General features: G+C 49.5%; 23 protein-coding genes. 9 read left to right on the plus strand and 14 right to left on the minus strand.

Annotated features, from left to right (window positions below):
• Positions 1 to 13 precede the first annotated feature (13 nt).
• A complete protein-coding gene (gene mutY / locus ASF12_RS30535) occupies positions 14 to 1,276 on the minus strand; it encodes an A/G-specific adenine glycosylase (protein ID WP_056042694.1) in 1,263 nt (420 codons plus the stop codon).
• On the minus strand, positions 1,273 to 2,169 hold the full coding sequence (locus ASF12_RS30540) for an AraC family transcriptional regulator (RefSeq protein WP_056042697.1): 897 nt from the start codon (positions 2,167 to 2,169) through the stop codon (positions 1,273 to 1,275). Before ASF12_RS30540 ends, mutY begins: the two co-directional genes overlap by 4 nt.
• 154 nt (positions 2,170 to 2,323) lie before the next feature.
• Between ASF12_RS30540 and ASF12_RS30545 the strand changes: the two genes are divergently transcribed.
• Positions 2,324 to 2,680 carry a c-type cytochrome gene (locus ASF12_RS30545; protein ID WP_056042699.1) on the plus strand — a complete coding sequence of 119 codons (357 nt, stop codon included), beginning with the start codon at positions 2,324 to 2,326 and terminating at the stop codon, positions 2,678 to 2,680.
• 228 nt (positions 2,681 to 2,908) lie between these two features.
• Here ASF12_RS30545 and acpS read toward each other — a convergent pair whose 3' ends face one another.
• The 8 genes from acpS to ASF12_RS30580 all read right to left on the minus strand — a co-directional run bounded on the left by acpS (position 2,909) and on the right by ASF12_RS30580 (position 8,297).
• Entirely contained in the window at positions 2,909 to 3,304 is a 396-nt protein-coding gene (gene acpS, locus ASF12_RS30550; protein WP_056042701.1) for a holo-ACP synthase, read from the minus strand.
• A gap of 79 nt (positions 3,305 to 3,383) precedes the next feature.
• Positions 3,384 to 3,707: a hypothetical protein gene (locus ASF12_RS34875; protein ID WP_056042703.1), complete on the minus strand. Its 324-nt coding sequence runs from the start codon at positions 3,705 to 3,707 to the stop codon at positions 3,384 to 3,386.
• Positions 3,694 to 3,996, minus strand: a complete 303-nt coding sequence (locus ASF12_RS34880) for an SDR family NAD(P)-dependent oxidoreductase (protein ID WP_056042706.1) — start codon at positions 3,994 to 3,996, stop codon at positions 3,694 to 3,696. The genes ASF12_RS34875 and ASF12_RS34880 overlap by 14 nt, the downstream gene beginning before the upstream one ends.
• An 89-nt stretch (positions 3,997 to 4,085) precedes the next feature.
• Complete coding sequence (nadE, locus tag ASF12_RS30565) at positions 4,086 to 4,895, minus strand: ammonia-dependent NAD(+) synthetase (RefSeq protein ID WP_056042708.1); 810 nt, start codon at positions 4,893 to 4,895, stop codon at positions 4,086 to 4,088.
• Positions 4,896 to 4,909: 14 nt separating this feature from the next.
• Positions 4,910 to 5,344 carry a BrxA/BrxB family bacilliredoxin gene (locus ASF12_RS30570; RefSeq protein ID WP_056042709.1) on the minus strand — a complete coding sequence of 145 codons (435 nt, stop codon included), beginning with the start codon at positions 5,342 to 5,344 and terminating at the stop codon, positions 4,910 to 4,912.
• A gap of 153 nt (positions 5,345 to 5,497) precedes the next feature.
• On the minus strand, positions 5,498 to 5,641 hold the full coding sequence (locus ASF12_RS35350) for a hypothetical protein (protein WP_200931690.1): 144 nt from the start codon (positions 5,639 to 5,641) through the stop codon (positions 5,498 to 5,500).
• 74 nt (positions 5,642 to 5,715) lie between these two features.
• Entirely contained in the window at positions 5,716 to 7,401 is a 1,686-nt protein-coding gene (locus tag ASF12_RS30575; RefSeq protein ID WP_056042711.1) for a two-component system sensor histidine kinase NtrB, read from the minus strand.
• A gap of 35 nt (positions 7,402 to 7,436) precedes the next feature.
• A complete protein-coding gene (locus tag ASF12_RS30580; RefSeq protein WP_056042713.1) occupies positions 7,437 to 8,297 on the minus strand; it encodes an alpha/beta hydrolase in 861 nt (286 codons plus the stop codon).
• A gap of 100 nt (positions 8,298 to 8,397) precedes the next feature.
• On the opposite strand from ASF12_RS30580, the gene ASF12_RS36015 reads away from it, so the two are divergent.
• The gene (locus tag ASF12_RS36015; protein ID WP_056042715.1) at positions 8,398 to 9,780 is read left to right on the plus strand and encodes an NAD(P)/FAD-dependent oxidoreductase; all 1,383 of its coding nucleotides are present in this window, start codon (positions 8,398 to 8,400) and stop codon (positions 9,778 to 9,780) included.
• Between the two features lie 34 nt (positions 9,781 to 9,814).
• Here ASF12_RS36015 and ASF12_RS30590 read toward each other — a convergent pair whose 3' ends face one another.
• Entirely contained in the window at positions 9,815 to 10,105 is a 291-nt protein-coding gene (locus ASF12_RS30590; protein WP_056042716.1) for a hypothetical protein, read from the minus strand.
• A gap of 196 nt (positions 10,106 to 10,301) precedes the next feature.
• Here ASF12_RS30590 and ASF12_RS30595 point away from each other — a divergent pair, with 196 nt between their 5' ends.
• On the plus strand, positions 10,302 to 11,192 hold the full coding sequence (locus tag ASF12_RS30595) for a helix-turn-helix domain-containing protein (RefSeq protein WP_056042718.1): 891 nt from the start codon (positions 10,302 to 10,304) through the stop codon (positions 11,190 to 11,192).
• A 233-nt stretch (positions 11,193 to 11,425) separates the two neighbouring features.
• Here the strand turns inward: ASF12_RS30595 and ASF12_RS30600 are convergent, their stop codons facing one another.
• The 3 genes from ASF12_RS30600 to xylA all read right to left on the minus strand — a co-directional run bounded on the left by ASF12_RS30600 (position 11,426) and on the right by xylA (position 15,147).
• Positions 11,426 to 11,851 (minus strand): GNAT family N-acetyltransferase, encoded by a 426-nt coding sequence (locus tag ASF12_RS30600; protein ID WP_056042720.1) that lies wholly within the window; start codon positions 11,849 to 11,851, stop codon positions 11,426 to 11,428.
• 464 nt (positions 11,852 to 12,315) lie between these two features.
• On the minus strand, positions 12,316 to 13,815 hold the full coding sequence (gene xylB / locus ASF12_RS30605; protein WP_056042723.1) for a xylulokinase: 1,500 nt from the start codon (positions 13,813 to 13,815) through the stop codon (positions 12,316 to 12,318).
• A gap of 18 nt (positions 13,816 to 13,833) precedes the next feature.
• Positions 13,834 to 15,147 carry a xylose isomerase gene (xylA, locus tag ASF12_RS30610; protein ID WP_056042724.1) on the minus strand — a complete coding sequence of 438 codons (1,314 nt, stop codon included), beginning with the start codon at positions 15,145 to 15,147 and terminating at the stop codon, positions 13,834 to 13,836.
• A gap of 253 nt (positions 15,148 to 15,400) precedes the next feature.
• Between xylA and ASF12_RS30615 the strand changes: the two genes are divergently transcribed.
• The 6 genes from ASF12_RS30615 (at position 15,401) to ASF12_RS30640 (ending at position 21,052) form a co-directional block, all read left to right on the plus strand.
• On the plus strand, positions 15,401 to 16,591 hold the full coding sequence (locus tag ASF12_RS30615; protein WP_056042726.1) for an ROK family transcriptional regulator: 1,191 nt from the start codon (positions 15,401 to 15,403) through the stop codon (positions 16,589 to 16,591).
• 166 nt (positions 16,592 to 16,757) lie between these two features.
• On the plus strand, positions 16,758 to 18,347 hold the full coding sequence (locus ASF12_RS30620) for an AraC family transcriptional regulator (RefSeq protein ID WP_162241950.1): 1,590 nt from the start codon (positions 16,758 to 16,760) through the stop codon (positions 18,345 to 18,347).
• Positions 18,348 to 18,439: 92 nt separating this feature from the next.
• Positions 18,440 to 19,495, plus strand: coding sequence for an ABC transporter substrate-binding protein (locus ASF12_RS30625; protein ID WP_162241951.1), 1,056 nt, complete (start codon positions 18,440 to 18,442; stop codon positions 19,493 to 19,495).
• Positions 19,496 to 19,517: 22 nt separating this feature from the next.
• Positions 19,518 to 20,078 carry a nitroreductase family protein gene (locus tag ASF12_RS30630; protein WP_081419136.1) on the plus strand — a complete coding sequence of 187 codons (561 nt, stop codon included), beginning with the start codon at positions 19,518 to 19,520 and terminating at the stop codon, positions 20,076 to 20,078.
• A 286-nt stretch (positions 20,079 to 20,364) separates the two neighbouring features.
• Positions 20,365 to 20,658: an AbrB/MazE/SpoVT family DNA-binding domain-containing protein gene (locus tag ASF12_RS30635; RefSeq protein WP_056042735.1), complete on the plus strand. Its 294-nt coding sequence runs from the start codon at positions 20,365 to 20,367 to the stop codon at positions 20,656 to 20,658.
• Position 20,659: 1 nt separating this feature from the next.
• Positions 20,660 to 21,052 (plus strand): type II toxin-antitoxin system death-on-curing family toxin, encoded by a 393-nt coding sequence (locus tag ASF12_RS30640; RefSeq protein WP_056042737.1) that lies wholly within the window; start codon positions 20,660 to 20,662, stop codon positions 21,050 to 21,052.
• Positions 21,053 to 21,295 lie beyond the last annotated feature (243 nt).

Here is a 21,295-nt window from a genome sequence, read left to right on the forward strand (position 1 = left end):
TCCCCCTTCGGCTTTACAAATCCTGATTCCAATAATCTCGTAAAATTTTCAAAAATAAATTCGGAAAGGCCAGCTCATCCATATGCTCCGGTCCAATCCATCGATACGGCTCGCGGGGCTCTCCCTGCTGCTCCGTCTGCTCTGTTCGCTCTGCCTGCCCTGCTTGCTCAACCTGCTCTGCAAGCTGCTTTCCAGCAGCTGTATAGACAGCCGCAGCTTCAGCAGCCATTTGCGCCATTGGCACCGTAGGCCCTGCATTCATCGTACCTAGATCCGCCTTATAAACTCTCATTTTCCAATGGATATGGCTGAAAATATGATCGGCATCCATCAGCTGGCGCTGAGGACGAATGAGCAAGCCCGTATCGCCTGCGACGGCCTCGGTCAGCAGACCGCCAAGCGGTGCTTGCTCTGTCAGCTGCTCTTCCCCGAAACGCAGCAGCGGTTCCAGCTCCTTCGGCACGAGCAAATGCGGCAGCTCCCACATTTGGGCAAGCAGCCCGGTTGCCGGACGCTGCCGGACAAGCACCTTGCCTTTATGCTCACCTGAGCCTTCGATTATGACGCCAATGCGCGCTTCCGGCCGCGGCGGCTTCGCCTTCGATTTAATAGGAAGCACCGTCTCGCGGCCTTCGATTCTTGCCTCGCAATGCTCCATAACCGGACATGGCAGGCAGCTAGGCGACTTTGGCGTACAGACGAGCGCTCCCAGCTCCATTAGTGCTTGATTGAAATCGCCTGCTGCGCCTTCAGGAATGAGCTCGGCGGCGAGCTTTTCGATTTTCACCCGCGTGGCTGGCTTCGCAATATCATCCTCCAGCGCAAAATAACGGGAAAGCACGCGCATGACGTTGCCATCTACAGCTGGCTCAGGCCGATTAAAGGCGATGCTCATAATCGCCCCGCTCGTATAAGGCCCAACGCCTTTCAATGCGGCGACGGCTGTTTTATCATCCGGCACCTGCCCTTGATGCAGCTCCATCACTTGGCGCGCTCCCGCTTGCAAATTCCGCGCCCGCGAGTAATAGCCAAGCCCCTCCCAGCACTTAAGCACCTCAGGCTCGGGAGCTTCGGCAAGCGCCTGAACCGAGGGGAATTTGTCCATAAATCGTTCATAATAAGGAATAACGGTATCGACTCTCGTTTGTTGAAGCATAATTTCCGATACCCATATCCGGTAAGGATCGCGGCTTTTACGCCATGGCAAATCGCGATTGCCTCTCCGGTACCAATGCAGCAGTTCTCTGCTGAAATGTTGTTTTGCTTCCGCTGTCATGTATTTCTGTACTCCTCTCGATCTGTTTGCCCCGCCTCCTGCCAAGCGCTGCTGCATATAATTCGGCGGTATTCCGAAGGCGTAATGCCCGTCTGCTGCTTGAACAGCCGTGACAAATAATGATTGAGCATGCCGACCTCCGCCGCAATTGCGGCAATCGGCAAATTCGTCGTGCGCAGCAGCTTCTTGGCGGTCGCTATTCTCCGCTGCGTGATGTATTGAACGAGCGAGCAGCCGACTTTATTTTTAAACGCAGCATGAAATCCTTCAGCCGACAGGTCTGCCAGTCTGGCCAGCACACCAATTGGAATTTGATATTTCAAATTTTCTTCAATAAAATTAAGCACTTCATCATAGACGAGCACATCATTCCAGTGCTCATGCTCGGACAGCTGCAGCAAAGTTGTGTTTTGCGTCCGGCTGTCCTCCATGAAAAGCGCAATCAGCTCGAAAAGCACAGCCTTCGTCCGCAATTCTCCCGTGAGGTCGCTCTCTTCCTGCGCCGCGAGCATCTTCGTAAACAGCTGCTTCACGATCTGCGCATCCTTTACTTCAACCTCTAACGGCAAATGAGCCAAATGGATATAGGATTCGGCAGCCATCTCCGCGCGGAAATGGCACCAATAATGGATAAAATGATTATCGCCCAGCGAGCCATACCTTCGTGCCCAGCCTGGACGCAGCAAATACAGCCGCCCGGCGCTGACCTTATATTGGGTCTCGTTCATTTCCAGCCAACCTTCACCTTTATCGACGTAGCATAAGCAGAAATAGTCAGGCTCAGCGCGCCTCATTATCCAGCCTGCTGGGCTTTTCGAATAGGATGCCACCATCACATCAGCCTTTAGCTGCTTAAACTGTTGGTTGAGCATATGTTCGCCAGTTATTTCCATATTCCTTCCATGCCTACCGATCTCTTGTCGTATTTTCTTGTTAGCCTTTTCTATTATAGCGCCCCCCTTGGCAAAATCCTATGGAAGTTGCAGCAAGCAATCCGCTATACTGAGTCTATGATTTCCTAAAATTGATAACTTGGGAGGAACCCTTATGTTACGCATTTCTCTATCAGTCTGGGGCAAAATGCTGCTGCTTGCAGTCCTGACTACCGTTTTGCTTGCTGCCTGCGGAGGCACTTCACAGCCAGGAACGAAAGCAACGCCGCATATGGATGCGCCTGACGGCACCGCCTCTGTCTATAAATCCAATTGCATCAGCTGCCACGGCACAGACCTGCAGGGCCGCATGGGTACTGAGACCAATCTGCAGCAGGTTGGAGCCCGGATGAGCGAGGCAGACATTGTGAAGCAGCTCCAAAATGGCAAAGGCTCCATGCCTCCCTTCAAGGATCGTCTCACAAGTGAGGAAATCGCTGGACTAGCCGCTTGGCTTGCTGGCAAGAAATAGACGAGCAGGCTTGTCCGCCGCCATCGGAATAGGCGGCGAGCAAGCCTGCTGCCAACACATGCTGTATAATATAACGTGCCGAATGCTAGCGGCAGCTAAGATGCTTGAATTCAGTCTCCTTATCTTTATCGGCAGCAAGCCCCCTGATAATGACAAAGTTGACATCAACATTACAATTCGTAGCATAATTTTGTATAACCAACTATTTTGCTACAATAAGCAGCTCGTTTAGGCAAGCTGTTCGACAATGGCTACGGCAGATGCCAGCTCCCGGTCATGCGTAATCGTAATATGAACGCGTATTGCGGCAGCAGATAAACCCAGCCTTTGCCACGCCCCTTCGGACAATACACACTCCGGCTTCCCGGATTCCGAACGTAAAATATTAATATCGCCAAAGCCAATAATGCCGCCAATGCCACAGCCAAACGCTTTGACTACCGCCTCCTTCGCCGCAAAACGGCCCGACGCAAATTGAACTTTTCGCTTCCCTTCATAACCCTCTCCGAGTTTAAGCTCCTGCTCTGTCAAAATTCGCTGCAAAAATCTCCTCGCCGAGCTGCCGGCAAGTATCCCCTGCATTCTGTTCATATCCGTTATATCATGGCCAATTCCTACTATCATTGCTTCGCCTGCCTTCAATGATTACTCGCTCTGTGCTCTGCCTGACTCCTGTGTCCTATCGCTATCCCGCCTGCAAGTGCTACCAAGGCCGCTGCGAGCCATCTGGATTCAAAAGCATAAGCTCCGGTCTTGCCCCTGACTTCACTTCGACAAGCTGGCGCTCCATCATTTCAATAAGCGCAATCGCCGAACGATCCGGCGTAAAATCACCTTCTGCATCAAGCTTGCCCTGCATATAGGTTTGAACCCGGCCGGGATGAAGCACGAGCACATGGCCTCCGCCCTCTTTAATACGGTTGTAAACGAGTTTGGATTGCATATTTAATGCTGCCTTCGACATACAGTAGCCAAACCAGCTCGTACGCGTGCTGTCTTCGATGCTGCCCGCTTCAATCGAGCTCATCCACCACGCTGGCCTCAATATCGCCAAGTATGGCCGCATTGTTGATAACGATATCCAGCTTATCGGTATGTATAGCTACAAGCCGCGATGCTTCCTTAACGGAATCATCAACTGCGACGTTTAATTCAATCATATGAAGCCGCTCGCCGTACTGCTGCTTTAGCTCAGACAAGCCTTCCCGATCCGAGGCATAACGCCCGGCAAATACGGTAAATCCCTTCAACAGCAGCTGCCTGACAAAGCCGAGGCCCAGACCGCGATCCGCTCCGGTCACTAACGCATATTCCATACCCTATCCCCCATATGACGTATTTGCTCCATAATAACAGAAGCTTGCCCGCTTTTGCAGCGGACAAGCTTCTAAAAATACGTTTTTAACTATATGCCAGGAATAGGCGAGCGCTTGTGCTCGGTTTTCAGGTATTGCTTCTCCAGCTTTTCCTTCGCCTCTGCGCCAATTTCCTTACCTTCCAAATAATCGCTGTTGTCATTGTAGGTAATGCCAAGCTCATCCTCATCGGTCTGCCCATCCCATAAACCAGCGGATGGCGCTTTATCCAAAATGCTCTTCGGCACGCCAAGATGCGAAGCAAGCTGGCGTACCTGGCGTTTGTTCAGCGAGCTGAGCGGCGTAATATCAACCGCTCCGTCGCCCCATTTTGTATAAAAGCCTGTAATCGCTTCGGATGCATGATCCGTACCAACAACGAGCAAATTGAGGTCAAAGGCGAGCGCATATTGGACAACCATGCGCGTTCTCGCCTTCACATTGCCTTTGCCGCCACGGCTAAGATGACGATGGATGCCGATACCTTTCAAACCATGCTCCGTCTCAATGGCGATTTCGTCTACCGCTTCGCCAATGTTCGTTTCCACAGTCTTCGTAATACCGAATGCCTCCGATACCGCGTAGCTGTCGGAAATATCCGACTGCTCGCTGTACGGCTGGTACACGCCAAGCGTCATATAGTCACGGCCGGTTTCAGCTGTCAGCTCATCGGTCGCTTTTTTGCAGAGGCCCGCTGCGACAGCGCTGTCGATGCCGCCACTGATGGCGATCAACAGACCCGTCGTATGGGAGTCCAATACATATTTTTTGAGAAAATCAACGCGGGTGCGGATTTCCTGATCTACATCAATGACCGGCTTAACGCCAAGCCTTTTAATAATATCTGCTTGTAAGCTCATAGTTCCTCCTGCCCTTAGCGGCAGAACCGATCGAACGCATCAGCCAGATCGGCTGCAATATCCGACGCGGAACGGTTCTCGATTTGGTGACGCTCAATGAAATGAACAAGCTCTCCGTCCTTCATTAGCGCGATGGATGGGGAAGATGGCGGGTACGGTGCGAAAAACTCGCGCGCTTTAGCCGTTGCTTCTTTATCCTGTCCAGCAAATACAGTAAACAAATGATCTGGTGTAATATCATGCTGCAGCGCTTCCGCTACACCCGGGCGGCACTGGCCAGCTGCACAGCCGCATACGGAGTTTACGACTACAAGCGCCGTTCCTTTTGCATCGGGAAGATTTTGTTCCACATCCTCCGGTGTGCGAAGCTCTTGAATGCCAAGACGCGTCAAATCATCACGCATCGGTTGAACCATATCCAACATGTATCTCTCAAATGACATGGACACTGAAATACACTCCTTTTTGATAACCTAAATTTAGTTACTATTATAACGCCGGGCAGGAAAATAAAGCAACAGCCGTCCATGTCGCAACTGCTGCTCTATGTTTCCGCACTCCTCCTGCAAGCTGCAAGCAGGCAGCGCTCATCGCTCGCCTCATTAAATAGACGGACGATTCGGGCCGTCCAGCTTCTTGTCGAAACCAGCTTCTGTTTCGGACGTCCCTTTGCGCTTCTTGGCATTTTCAGCATTTTGCTGCTCCTGCTGCAGGGATTGTTCAGACTTCGCTTGATTGCGCTCCATATGTTCTCCTCCTTCATCCGTCTTATGATGACTGACAGGCAAAGGTAGTATGTGCAGGTTTAGTTTCCATTATGTTAATAGCGCGCAGACAAGGCATCCGTTTCCCCTAGCATAAAGGTTAAAATAAAAGTCGTCCCCTCGCCTTCCTCAGACTCCACCTCCAGCTTGCCATTATGCCTTTCGGCAATGCTGAGGCAAAGCGGCAGCCCGAGTCCCGTTCCTTTGGACTTCGTCGTATAAAATGGCTTAAATAGCTCGCTCATCTGATCTGCTGGAATACCTACACCATTATCACGAATGCGAAGCACCACTTTATTTTCCAGAGGGATATAGCAAGTAAATATGTGCAGAACGCCCTTCTCCCCCATCGCTTCCATGCCGTTGCGCACAAGATTAATAAGCAGCTGCTTCATTTCCTTGTCTGACATAAGAAAGGCGGGCAAATCCTCGGCAAGCTCCGTCTGCACAACCTGACCTCTAAGATTGGCGTCTGCCTCAAGAAGTGGCAATATTTCCTGAATAATCGTTTGCAAGGAATGTTTCTGCATCGGAACCGAACGATTTTGCGCCAATGACAAAAAGTCGCTAATAATCGTATTCGCCCGATCCAGCTCCTCCATAACGATCTGATAATACTGCTGCTCATTCAGCCGGCTGCGCTCCCGCATCAGCTGCATAAAGCCCCTTATTACCGCCATCGGATTGCGGATCTCATGCGTAATGCTTGCAGCCATTTGACCAATTAGACTAAGGCGCTCCATTCTTCCCAGCTCATCGCGCAGCAGCGTAAGCTCCGTTACATCTTGGACAATAAGGGCGGCTCCCGCAATGGATTGATCCTCCTGCCTACGGATGGCGAATGCTGTCTTAAGCAGCGTTTTGCCATCATAGGTGTGCGGTCCTGTACTGCTCTTGGCTCCAGCGAGCGCATCCTCAAGCAGTTTTATATAAGCACCGTCCTCTTTTGCAGCAAAAAAGGTGTCCATACGTACATTTTCGGAAAATAAATCTCCGCTTGCCTCAAACTGCCGCTGGAACAGCTCCTTGCCCTTCGCATTCAAATGCGTGATGACGCCGTGCTCATCTGTGAACAAAATCGCCAGCAGCATTTCATCTATGAACTGCTGCTGTTTTTCTACTTCGAGCCGATAGCTGGACGAAACATTTTTGAGCTCCAGCTGCAGCCGCGAATTTTCAACAAATTTTTCCACAATAAAAATAGATAACCAAATGGCAATGATCGAACCAATCATAAGTAAAATAAATACCGCCACCAGCTCAGTCGACCAGTAAAAGTCCTCATTCATCATAAACATGACAAACATAAATGATATGTAGACGGAGATCGGCGTTATCGATTTCACGCCTATGAGCCGCTTTCGATGCAGAGGCTTTTTGCTAAATCGCTTGGCATAGAGCAATATAATAGGCACATGAACAAACATAAAAAAGACAAAAACCATTTTCTCCGCATCGGTGTCAAGCGCTGGCACTCTAAGGAAAATATAAAGCAGATCAAGAACGAGCGCGCCATACACCCCTCCGTATAAAGAGCCCAAAATAAACGGAACGAAGCGGAAATTCAGCTCATATCCATTAAAATCCATCGAAACCGACATGCACGCAACCATTGCGATAGCGCTTGCAGCCGTTATAAACACTCGAATATGGTTTTCCTTGCGCTGCTTATAATGCCAGAGCTGAAAGGAAAATACAGGAATAAGTGAAATAACGAATTGTAACAGCAATTCTTTCAACACGAACGACAGGTCTCCCCCCCTAATCGCTTACTAGATTAAATTGCGTGATCCTTATTTTCATCTGTATGCATATCCAGCCAGTTCGTCACCACTTCAATAAAACGTTGTGCTTCAAGATCATTATGCAGTTCATGATAGCCGTCAGGCCAAGAAACAAAGGTGCATGCCTCGCCAAGCCGCTGCGCCACCTGCTCGCTCGCATGATGAGAGGTGATTTTGTCAGCTGCGCCGTGAATGAGCAGCAGCGGCACATGCAGCTGGCCGCAATTGGCTATCGCCCATTCGCCTGAATCATGGAGACTCAGGAAGGTTTTAACCGTAATACGGGAATGGCACAGCGGATCTCCTTCAATATGGGCGGCCTCCTCATAGCCTCGCCGATACAGCTTCCCACTTCCCAGTCCCGTCGATTGCGGCAGCCCTGGCCAAAAGGCAGCCAGCCGCTTCCCCAGCCAAAGCTGGGCACGGGGTGGTGTAAAGGCCAGCCTTAGCCATGGGCTAGAAAGCACTAGCGCCTTCACTGCAGGCTGGAGCCGCAGCGCGCAATTCATCGCGATATTTCCTCCCATGCTGTGACCATAAAGAAAGATTGGCAGCTCTGGATGACGCTGCGCGGCCTGCTCCACCAGCATGGCGGCATGGGCTGCCGCATCATCTACAGACGGCAGATGCCCTCTGGGGCCGGATGAACGGCCGTGGCCTTGCTGATCGAGAGCGATTACAACATATTGAGCCGCAACGAGCTTCGCCGCGTAGGCGCTATAACGATCACCATGCTCGCCCATGCCATGTATTAGACATAAAACGCCTTTTGGACGCTCCTTATCAGGCTTCCACTCCCTTACGTATAGTTCGGTATCCCCACAACCTTGAAACGTCCATTCCATACGAATCATCCAAGGCACCTCCAGCTGATGAATTATGTTCTATTATAACTCAATATTTTGTCGAAAGAATGGTACAATGAACAAGATTGTAGAAAGAAAGGCTGAGTGAATCATGTACGATATTATAATTGTTGGCGGAGGCCCCTCCGGCTTAATGGCAGCAGTAGCTGCAAGCGCGCACGGAGCCTCTGTTCTTCTCGTTGACAAAGGAGACAAGCTGGGGCGCAAGCTCGGCATTTCCGGAGGCGGACGCTGTAATGTAACGAACGCAAAAGAGATGGATCAGCTCATCCAACATATACCCGGAAACGGGAAGTTTTTATTCAGTGCGCTAAATGCGTTCGGCAATCGCGATATTATCGCCTTTTTCGAAGGGATGGGCATCGCCTTGAAGGAGGAGGACCGCGGCCGGATGTTCCCGGTATCGGACAAGGCCAAAACGGTCGTCGATGCGCTCATTCGCAAAGTCCGCGAGCAAGGGGTCGACATTCGGACGAATACGCCAGTACGAGAAGTTCTATATAAGGACGGTGCGGTAAAAGGGCTGCTGCTGCAAAATGGTGAAAAGCTCGCAGCGAAAGCCGTCATCATCGCTACGGGAGGCAAATCCGTCCCCCATACCGGCTCAACTGGAGACGGCTACCCTTGGGCGATCAGCGGCGGGCACACGATTACGGAGCTGTATCCGACAGAAGTGCCTCTCACATCCTCCGAGCCTTGGATACGCAGCAAAACACTGCAAGGCATTTCACTGCGCGAGGTAGAGCTTACGGTATGGAATGCGAAAGGAAAAAAATTGATTACCCATGAAGGCGATATGATCTTCACCCACTTCGGCTTATCTGGCCCAACCGCCCTTAGATGCAGCCAGTTCGTCGTCAAAGCGCTCAAACAGGCGGCTAGCAAAGAGAAGAACGCTTCTGGCACCGTTGAAGGTTCCAGCGCAGCAAATGGCAGTATAGGTGACGCAGGCGCTTTAGAATCGATAGAGCATTCAGGAAGCGGCGCAAGGGAGGCTGCAACTGTGCTCCTCACAATCGACCTGCTGCCGGGACGCTCCGAGGCTGAGGTTTATCAGGAAATGATGCAAATGGCGAAGCTGGAGTCGAAAAAAGCGATTAAAAATGTGCTTCGGGGCTATTTGCAGGAGCGGCTGCTGGATTTTCTGCTTCAGCAAAATGGCATCAGCGGCGATATTACGTATGACAATCTTCCCAAGGGGCCGTTTCTTGCGCTCGCCAAGCAAATCAAAGCTTTCCCCGTAAAAGTGAACGGCACGCTGTCCATTGAGGAAGCTTTCGTCACCGGCGGCGGAGTCCATCTGAAGGAAATCGATCCGAAGACGATGGGCTCCAAGCAAAGCGCTGGCCTTTATTTTTGCGGCGAAGTTCTCGATATTCATGGCTACACAGGTGGCTATAACATTACTGCGGCCTTCTCAACAGGCTATAACGCAGGAAAAAGCGCGGCACTGGCTGTCTCAGACAGCTAGGAGACCGCGCTTTTTCTTTTGCCAAAAATGCTGGCTACAGCTCCTCGTTCCAATCCTCATTCACAATATGCGCGGGGATGGTGATGCCGTCAAGCGAATAAGCGGTATCTGTGTAAGCGTTCGCATCAATGGCAGCTTCCTGAATAAGCCGCCCGCCATGCACCTGCATAATTTCGAGAGCAGAGATGAGATCATTGCCCTCCATATGAATATGCAGCCTGCCTCCTTCATGCAGAACCGGATCATAGCCAAGCTGCTCCAGCGTATCAAAGGCCATTCCAGCGCTCGTAATATCTGCGAAATCAAACAATAATGCCGAATTCATCGGTTATTTCTCCTTTCGGGCGTTGACTCTATTTGTAGTCTGCCCCAATTTGTTAACGAAGTATGACTAAAGGGTGTTGTCATTTCGAGTTTTTTTCTGCATAATTTAAAATACGAGATATGTCACGTTTAATAACTCTTAATGTAATCAAACATAACCTTGAGATATACCACTGATTGAAGGAGGCATTATTAGCATGCATACGATCTTTTACCAGCTAGCCGACCCGATGATGATTGTGGAATATGATTTTAACCGCTGGTATATTCGCGATATTAACAAAGCCTTTACCGGGCTGTCCGGCTATCGAAAGCATGAGCTTCTAGAGGTCAACCCGGAGGATTTTGTAAAGGATTCGCAGCCCTTCGGGCAGCTGATGGCAAGGCTTATTGAAGATGATCAACTGACGTTCGATTGCGAGCTGACGACGCGCTCTACGATGACGGCGACCGTTCGGCTGAGCTGCCGCAAATTTCAAATGGAGGAGCAAACGTATTACATGCTCGTCTGCAAGGATGTTTCTGCCGAGCGCTGGGGCGATGAATTCGCTGTCGATCATAAAATTATGATGGCTATCGGCATCTCTGAACAATTCCGCATTTTTTCGCTGAAGCGTTATTTCGCTCCGCTTGCCCAAGGCTCAGCTAGTTTCTTGAATCGCAGCATCTTTGATCTGGTTGCCGAGGAGCACCGCGCGCCGCTGCGCCGCATCATGGAACGGGCCAGAAGCATCGGCAAAATCGAGCATTTGGAGCTGCATATGCATATCGGAGAAGACAAAAACACGGCAAAAGCATTGATTAAGCCATTTTATTCGGGCAACAGGGCGTTTAACAGCTACTTGATCATGCTCACCGAGCTTAACCAGCAGGCGCCGGAGGAGGACCCTTCCTACAAGCTGAGAATGCTGATGCTGAACAAAAATATTTCCGCTACATCGCTTGCCCGCTCCACGCTCATTTCCTTGACGACCATTTCTAAAATCCGCAATGGCAAAATAAAAAAGCCCCAGCGGCTCACAGCCGAGCTGATCGCCGGAGAGCTGGGGGTAAAGCCGGAAGCGATATGGAGCAGCTTCAAACAGTGATTGGGCAGGTGAGCAGGTGGTGTAAGCTTATTGTTCAGAGAATATAAAGGATTAGACTGGCCTATTAAAATAAGCAGCGGCGGCCTAGACTTGAGAAATAAAGTCTTAGACTGCCGCTGTTGCCATTAAACAGACGTTACCCGTTAATTAAATATTAATTTGCTGAATAAATCATTACCTCCCTATTAAAACTTTGCTGTCGATTGAATAAAGGCTAGTGAGAATTTAGTCCGTCATTTGTCTAACATTTTTGAAAAGTACTTAGGAGCCTCCTTAAAACCTTGTCTCTCATAAAATTTATGAGCGTCTATTCTTCTGGAATGACAATGAACTTGGATACTGTCACATCCCCTTTTTCTGGCAGAGGCAGAGGCAAATTCCTCTAATTCCTTTCCAATTCCTTTACTTCTAATTGAGGAGTCTACAACAAGATAACTAATTGATGCAATATCTCCTCTAATACCTAATTGTGGGATATAATGAAGGGAAATACAGGCAATAACGTGTCCTTCATCTTCATAAACCATTAATTCTTCGTTGGGGTCAGTTAGAAGTCTTTCCATGTTCTTTTTAATAAAAAATTCGGTATCCGGGTAGCCTAACTGTGCCAATAGTTTGGCTATATCTTTCCTATCCTCCAATTTTGCAACTCTAATCATAAATTTCATCTCCACTCATCTCACACTTTATAGGGTGTCGCTCGACATAAATCATAATTTGGTTTTGATATGAATAAATAACTATCGGCAACTGTAACCCTTCACCATAATCATGGCATTATATTAGCGAATTTACTAGAACCACGGTGTGACTATTTCAATGCAGCTGTGGTTTATTGTTGCTAGACCATAACTCATAAAATATGCCAGCTAGCGCTTTTACGCCATTTGTTTAAATAAGAAAAGCCATAACAAGGACCGTCTGCTTTCTTGTTTTTTTATTGAGTTAAACTGCCTGTTAGCTTAATGAAGCTTCATCAGTCTAATACCTTAATTTCTCTGTCTAGAACTTTATTTTCTTCTGACACTTCTCACTTCTTCACTATGTTCATTCCACAAAAAAAGCCGCTTCTCCTGAACGACAGAAGAAGCGGCAGCCATATGTGTTCTTGCGGGTAACCTCGCTAGCTGCGGTAAGCGGCTAACGCTTCGTTCAAACTGCGCGTTTGCGTGTAAACCTGCTGGTAGATGCGGAACAGCCCTTTATAGGCTTCTACAGCTTCAGGCTGCGGCAAATATTGCTCGGCATGCTTCACGAACTTCGCTGCACAAGCCTCCAGGCTCTCAAACCAGCCGCTGCCATAAGCAGCAAGCATAGCTGCGCCGAGGCCAGGCCCCTGCTCGTTCTCGAGCGCTACTACCTTCGCATCAAAAATGTCCGCCTGCATTTGCAGCCAAACCGGATTTTGCGCGCCTCCGCCAATCGATACAATCGTATTGACCGTTTTACCAGCCGCACGGAACATATCGACTGATTCGTGCAGTGAGAACGTAATGCCCTCCATCACTGCACGGGCAAAATGAACCCGCTCATGCGAGCCATCAACGCCGATAAAGCTGGCGCGAATAAGGGAATCCGGATGCGGTGTACGCTCGCCTACGAGATAAGGCGTAAACAATAGACCGCCTGCTCCCGGCTTCACTTCCCCGATGCCTGCAAGCAGCTCATCAAAGGATTCGCTCGGCGCAAACGTCTTCTTGAACCAGCTCAGGCTGTAGCCTGCCGCCAGCGTCACCCCCATCGCGTAGAAAGCATCTTCCTTGCCGTGATTGAAGAAATGCACCTTGCCGGCAAAATCCTTATTTTTGTCATTTTCATAGGACAAAATAACGCCGGACGTGCCGATGCTGCATAACGTCAAGCCTTCGCTCAAAATACCTGCGCCGATTGCGCCGCAAGCATTGTCGGCTCCGCCTGCGAACACTTTTACTGTAGCTGGCAGTCCTGTGCGCTGTGCCAATTCAGCAAGCAGCGTACCCGTCTGGCCATGTGACTCGGCGAGCGGCGGACAGAAGCTTGCCGGCAGCTCAAATGCGGCCAGCACCTCTTCACTCCAGCGCTTCGCTGCTACATCCAGCAGCAACGTGCCCGCTGCATCGGAATAATCCATGTGCTGCTCGCCTGTCAGGCGATAGCGTACATAATCCTTAGGCAGCAGGAACAGCTCCGCCTGTTCAAAAGCAGCAGGCTCATGCTCGCGCACCCACAGGATTTTCGGCAGTGTAAAGCCTTCCAGCGCAGGATTGCGCGTAATGCCGAGCAGCTTGTCGCCAAGCGTACGCTCGATTTCACGGCATTGCGCCGTTGTGCGCGTGTCATTCCAGAGAATGGCATTGCGCACCGGATTGCCTGCACCGTTCAGCAGCACAAGACCATGCATTTGACCGGAGAAGCTGATGCCCTCAATTTGCGCGCTTGCTTCTGGTCCAATCGCAGCAGCCAGCTCGCCAAGCGCTTCAAGCGTTGCATCGACCCAATCATCAGGCTTCTGCTCGCTCCAGCCCGTATGCTCATGATAAAGCGGGTAGCTGCGTGAAGCTTCGCCCGCAACCGTGCCTTCTTTATTAATGAGGAGCGCCTTGACGGCGCTCGTTCCTAAATCTATTCCAATGACATAGCTCATAGCCGAAGTCCTCCCGACTTAAACGCTGAAAATAACTTCGCTCAGTTGCAGTCTAATGCGCTCTTGACGACCGGACTCCAGACGGATCGGGTTGTTTTGCAGCGCGTATTGCTCAAGCGAAGCCAAAGTTGCTTTGCCGGAAACGATGTCAGCGCCGATGCCTTCTTTAAACGTACGGTAACGGTTGTCTACGATGCCATCCAGAATTTTCTCTTCTGTCAGCTTCGCAGCTGCTTTCAGACCCCATGCAAAGCTGTCCATACCCGCAATGTGACCGAGGAACAGATCGTCCGCTTCGAAAGATGCACGACGAACTTTCGCATCAAAGTTAACGCCGCCACGGCCGATGCCGCCAGCTTTCAGCACTTCAAACATCGTCAATGTAGTGGAGTAAAGGTCCGTCGGGAATTCATCTGTATCCCAGCCCAGCAGCAAATCGCCTTGGTTCGCATCAAGGGAGCCGAGCATGCCGTTGATAGCTGCTGTACGGATTTCGTGCTCGAACGTGTGGCCTGCAAGTGTCGCATGGTTCGCTTCAAGGTTCAGCTTGAAATCGTTGTGCAGGTTGTATTTGCGCAGGAACGAAATCGTTGTTGCTGCATCAAAGTCATATTGGTGCTTCGTTGGCTCTTTCGGTTTAGGCTCGATCAGGAATTGCGCGTCGAAGCCGATTTCTTTCGCATAAGCAAGCGCCATTTCGTACAGGCGTGCCAGGTTATCCAGCTCGAAGCCCATATCTGTGTTCAGCAACGTTTCGTAGCCTTCGCGGCCGCCCCAGAAAACATAGTTTTCAGCGCCAAGCTCTTTACCGACTTCAAGACCCTTTTTGAGCTGTGCGCCAGCATAGGCATACACGTCAGCGTTGCAGGTTGTGCCAGCGCCATGAACGAAGCGCGGGTGCGAGAACATGTTAACGGTGTTCCAAAGCAATTTTTTGCCGGAAGTTTTCATATTTTCTTTCAGCAGGCCTACGATGACATCGAGGTTTTTGTTCGTTTCTTGCAGCGTAGCGCCTTCTGGAGCGATGTCCACATCATGGAAGCAGTAGAATGGAATGTTCAGCTTATCCATGAATTCAAAGTTAGCTTCTACGCGCGCTTTGGCACGGTCAAGACCGTCAAGCTTATCCCACTCGCGGAACATCGTTGCCGAACCGAAAGGATCTGTGCCGTTAGCGTTAAAAGTATGCCAGTAAGCAACCGCGAAGCGCAGGTGCTCTTCCATTGTTTTACCAAGAATGACTTGCTCCGGGTTATAGTGTTTGAATGCAAACGGATTGTCCGAACCTTTGCCCTCAAATTGAATTTTGCCAATGTTAGAAAAATAGCTCATTTTTATAAAACCTCCTGATTATGGTATGGGATAAATGCTTTGTCTCAAATCTGATGATGTAAACGCTCCCCAACAGCATAACATGATCAAACTTAGTTTGTCTATTGACTAAACTAAGTTTTTTTGTGCTAAAATAGTCCTATTAACCCTTACTAATGATTCCGCTTGCATTTCAATAGGACACGAGCTTTTTCGCCTGCTGGACGGTCATATCGTTTACGCCTGTGATACAATACACTACATGGATTTTTAGATGGACGGAGGCAATCTGTTGAAACTGAAGACGACCGGCGACTTGGCGCTTATCAAAAAAATGAATACCGCGATTGTGCTAGAGGCTGTTATTAAGCATGCCCCCCTCTCTCGCGCTCAAATATCCGAACGGACCGGACTTAATAAAGCGACCGTTTCCAGCCTTGTTCAGGATCTGATCGATAATCATCTCGTTTTTGAAAATGGCCCCGGCGAGTCCAGCGGCGGACGCAAGCCCGTCATGCTGCTGTTTAATGGGCAAGCCGGACATGCCATCGGCATTGACCTTGGCGTCAACTATATGCGGGGCGTGTTAACCGATCTGCAAGGGACTGTCATTAGCGAACGGCAGCTTAGCTTCAAAAAACGCGAGCAGGATTTTGCCCTGAACCAGCTCATCGCCTTTATTGAGGAGCTGGCGTCGCAAGCTCCGAGCAGCCATTACGGCCTGATCGGCATCGGAGTTGGCGCGCCGGGCATCGTCGATGACAAAGGCGCAATTTTGTTCGCGCCTAACCTCGAATGGCAGCAGGTTGAGCTGCAGCAGATGCTGGAAGCGCGCTTTCAGCTGCCTGTGACCATCGACAATGAAGCGAATGCCGGCGCGCAGGGCGAGCAGAAATACGGCGCGGGGCGCGGCATCGCCAACCAAATTTACGTCAGTGTCGGCATCGGCATCGGGACGGGCATTATTTTAAACAAGGAGCTGTATAAAGGGGCTTCTGGTTTTTCCGGCGAGCTGGGACATTTGTCGATTGAGTATGGCGGCAAGCCGTGCCGCTGCGGCAATCAGGGATGTTGGGAGCTTTATGCTTCCGAAAATGCGCTGTTGGAGCAGGCTGAGCCGCTTGGCTTTGAGTCGCTCGAGGAGCTGCTTGCTGCCGCAGAAGCAGGAAACCGCGAGGTGCAGGCGTTATTTTATGCCATTGGCGAATATTTGGGCGTAGGCATTTCCAACATTGTGAATGTGTTTAATCCGAACGTCGTCATCATCGGCAACCGCATGAGCCGCGCACAAGCTTGGCTGGAGGAAGCCATCCATGCCTCTATTGCCCGCCGCACCCTCAGCTATCACCGCGAGAAGCTGCAAATTTTGTTCGCCGAATTGCAGGATCAGTCCGCCGTCCGCGGCGCCGCTTATTATGCGATTAGTGCTTTTTTCGCGAAGGTTAAGAGTGGTCAGCCGGTTTGAGGCTGAAATAGGATTGGTTTTTTCGACTAAGAAGCCGACCATAGCAGGTCGGCTTTTTGCATGATTACAAACAACAATCCATGGAACTCCCTTTGCAAATAGGTGTAAGATAGGAGTAATTATGGCTATATATCGTACTCGCAGCGGAAGGAGCAAATTACCCCAAATGAAGGAAATCGACAGAATATATAGGCTCATTGATGCTCACAGCGTTAGCTCTGTCCCGAATGAACTAGTACTTCACCATTCAGACCACTGCACCCTTCTCATTACTACGAAAGGCATAGGGGAAGGGGATTGGAACGGGCAGCCGTTTATTTTGCCCCCTTCACATGCCCTTCTGCTTTCACCGAAAATGAGCTGGACGTTAAGAGGTCGGGGCCTGGCGCCATTTGAATATGAACGAATTTCGTTTGATGTCTATATAGAAGGCTCTGATAGCACACTTCACCGCCAGATGACAGAACCGAGCCTCCAACAAGCTGTATCAATACCAGAAGTACCGCAGTTGGCTAAGGAAATAAGCACAGCATGGAGAGCAGGCAACAGATGGGAGCGCATGGAAGCCAACATTCGCTTTCAAGAGCTGCTCTTGCTAGTGCTTAGGCATGCCGAGGCGGAGCCTGAGCTGCTGCATAACCATGTCCGTGAGCTGATGCAGCGATCTAAAGCTCATATCGATGCTGCTTTTCACCACAGCCTCACCCGTGAAGTATTGGCGGCAAAAGCAGGTATGAGCGTGGCGCATTACTCCAGGCTTTTCAAAAGGGAATTTGGACGTGGGCCTATGGAATATTTAAATGAAGTCCGCCTTTCACAAGCGAGCAATCTGCTGATCGGTTCTGAACATACAATCCGCGAGACGGCACATAGGGTCGGTTACCAGGACGAGTTTTATTTCAGCCGCAAATTTAAAGCTGCCACGGGTGCTTCGCCAACGGTTTTCATTAATAAATATCGAAATTCGGCGCGGGTCGCTTCTGTAGCCATCCCTTACACGAGCCATTTGCTGGCACTCGGCATGCAGCCTTATGCCGCAATGGTCAACCCTTCGCAAGAGCCCCTTGCCGAGCTGCGAGATACTCTGGAGGTCGGCAATGATCAGCCTGATCTGGACAGGCTCTTGCAGGCCAGACCCGAACTGATCATTGGATTTGAGCGTACAGATTATGAGGAGCCAGACAAAGCTGATCTCTTTCGGCATATTGCCCCTACCTGTACGGTGCCCTTCCATGGGGAGTGGCGCGACCATCTTCGCATGATTGGACGGGCAGTAAATCGGACCGAGGCGGCTGATCTATGGCTGGAGCAGTATGAAACATCGGCTGAACGCTCGCGTAACGCTATTCAACACCAAATCGAAGATCAGACCGTTGCCGTTGCCCAATTTGAAAATGGTCGATTCCAGCTGTTTGGAAGCCGAAATCTGGGTACGGTTCTGTATCGCGATCTAGGGTTTGCAATGCCGAGAGAACTCGCGAATGTCTCCCATTCCCAAATGCTTACGATTGAGGAGCTAGCCGCCTATAATATCGATCATTTGATTTTATTCACCGGAGAGGAGCATCAGAAACGGGAGGCATTCAAGCATTCGATCGAATCAAATGCAGCTTGGCGTGAACTTAAAGCGGCGCGCAGCGGACATATTTATGATCTCGGAGCTTCCCGCAGCTATTCCTGCTACACCTCTCTATCCCATGCCTTGTTTCTGCGCCGTGCAACCGAATTATTCATGAGCCAAACGTCCATGCAGTGAGCATGATCGTCCATGGCTTTAAAACCTACGCCTGCCTATAATAAATAACGATAATGATTATCAAAATCATAAAGGAAGGCGTGTGGCAAGTTTTGTTTAAAATAAGTGTGTTCTCTCAAATGATGAAGCGGGGGACTCTTCTTCTCTCGATCCTGCTTCTTATCGGATTGTTAGCCGCCTGCGGCCAAAGCAGCAGCACTGGAAATACAGCAAGCGGATCGCCTTCTGCGTCGGCGGAGTCGTCAGGCACGGAGTCTTCAAGCGCAGAGTCCCCATCAGCTTCGCCAATGGAATCTGATACGGAAACCCGGACTATTTCTACGGTTAAAGGCGATGTTGTCGTACCTGCTCATCCGAAAAAGATAGCCGGCATGCTGTATGTTTTCGCCGACCATCTGCTTGCGCTTGGCATCGAGCCCCATGCTATGGTTACTTATAACGATCTTGGTTTTCCTGACTACATGGCTGACCAAATGAAGAATACGATTGAGATTGGCTCAGGCGAAGCGCCAAATTACGAAGCACTGCTTGAAGCAGCGCCAGATCTTATCCTCGCGTCGAAAACACTCAGCGATTCCAATTATGACCAGCTGTCCAAAATCGCGCCAACCATTCTTTTTGACAATGAGAATGAAGGAGACTGGGAAAGATTCCATGAAACCGCTGCTGTGTTTGGCATGGAAGCTGAAGCAGAGCGCATTCAAGCGGAGTATGACAAGAAAGTCGCTGATGCACATGACAAGCTGGCTGCCGCAGCCCCGAATGAAACGGTTGCTTTTATGAGGGTACAGGACAAGCAATTACAGCTGATTCAGCCTAGCGATAACTTCGTCATGTTCGGTGCACTAGGCTTAACACCAGCATCGGTAGAAGCTGTCGATTTTAAAGATTCATGGAATGTCCCGATTTCGGCAGAGGTGCTCCCTGAGCTGAATCCGGATCGCATGTTCATCATTCTTCGTCCTGGCGATGTCAACAAGGTAGCGCTGGATACCATTATGAGCACCTCCATCTGGTCGAACTTAAACGCTGTTAAAAATAATCGCGTCTATATCGGAGATGCAAACTTATGGTTTGCAGGCTACGGTCCGATTGGGCTTAACAAAATAATCGACGAAATTACGACTGCTTTTTCGTTGAATTCCTAATGGCGATTGGGGTATGAAAGTAATGAATAATATTGCAAATATCATTCGAGAACGAAGGACGATTCAGGATTTTAATGGTGTGCCGATTCCAAAGGAAGTAATATATACGCTTCTGGAGGACGCTGTATGGGCACCGTTCCATTCGAAGAAAGAGCCTTGGCGGTTCATTCTTTTTATCGGTGAGGGAAGACGCGGATTTGCAGAGGCTGTCCTTCATACAAGGCCGCCGGAGTTCGTTGCAAAGTATGGAGAGCAAATACGCGAGGCCTATTGCAGCCAGACGCCTGTTCATCTCATTGTCGTGATGAAGGCAGACTTGCCTCAGAAGGCATGGGAAGAAGCTTTCGCAGCCACATCCGCGCTCATTCAAAACATTCAACTGCTCGCTTGGGAAAAGGAGATCGGATGTGTATGGAAAACAAGTCCTTACAATGAGCATGCCGATTTTCAGGCGGCAGTCGGAGTAACAGCGGCGGAGAAAATCGTCGGTACGCTGCATCTGGGCTATTTTAACTCGGAAGCGCAGCCTGCGCCGAAGCCTCGTACGCCTTTGGCAGAGCTTTTGACAATGATTGAGCATTAGATAGCTTAGCTAAGGGGCAACTCCCTTGCTCATTCTACTCCATGAATCAGAAGAATAGGCATTATCACCAAAATCGACGATTGGTCTGAATGCCGGATAAAATAATTGTGGTTTTGTACATCCACAATTTGCCCCTACCACCACAAACACCATCCATATGAGGATGGTGTTTGTGCTTTATATTTGAGGAGTAATTTGCTATTATGTACATACGTTATAAAAGTTATTACAGTTATAAGGTATAACAAATTGAGTATAGATCATACTTATAGAGATGAGAATATCAATGAATGGTGTGGTCAAAGTGACAAATAATAAACCAAATGTAACGCGGTATTCCCGCAAAATTGGACGAATGGGCAATAGTTTGGGAGTAAGCTTGCCAAAAAGCCTGGCTGAGAAGCTGAATATCTCACAAGGTGATGAGATCGAATTTATTGAGAATGATCGCGGTGAAGTGGTGTTGAAGAAGGTGCGGCAAGGTCAACTCCCAGATAATGTAAGACCAGAAGTTCTTGAAGCCTTCTTTGACGTGTTTGAAGAAGATGAAGGTATCCTTAAAGATTTAAGGGATCGATGATATGGCCATATTCCTAACCAAAGAAGAGGTTATTTCGGCCCACTACTTCATGATGAAAAAAATGAACGACGCAGACCAAGCAGGTGTGAAGGATCACGGCCTGCTGGAATCTGCGGTACATAGACCTCAGCAAAGTGTTTTTGAAGAAGATGCTTACCCCCATTTATTCGACAAAGCTGCAGCCCTACTAGAGTCGCTAGTTAAAAATCTTTGCTTTCACAATGGAAATAAACGGACAGCTCATCTGGTGACAAAATCATTCCTTTTGTTAAATGGAAAACATCTAAGAATGGAACGTGAATATGCCGTGGAGTTTATCGTAGATATTGCAAAAGGAATTCATTCGTTGGAGACTACTGCGCATATATTGAAAGAACATTCTGTAAGCAGATGAGCCAAAGGCGGCTTCTCAGGTGACATCAAATCCTTTACTACACCTATAAAAGCAAGCTTGGCGTAATCTTCGAAAAGGGGTCCGACTCCCTCGCCATCACCATGTAATCCGCAACCGCTTCGGTTGTGGATTTTTTGCATGTCAAGCAGCACTACCCCATTGCTAGGTTCGATCCCAATTTCCATTGCAGTAGATGATGTCCATCATGAAAAACCTAACCTATACATATTCAGGTTCTACTTA

It is taken from the genome of Paenibacillus sp. Leaf72 (assembly GCF_001422685.1).
In the GTDB taxonomy this organism is placed as follows: domain Bacteria; phylum Bacillota; class Bacilli; order Paenibacillales; family Paenibacillaceae; genus Pristimantibacillus.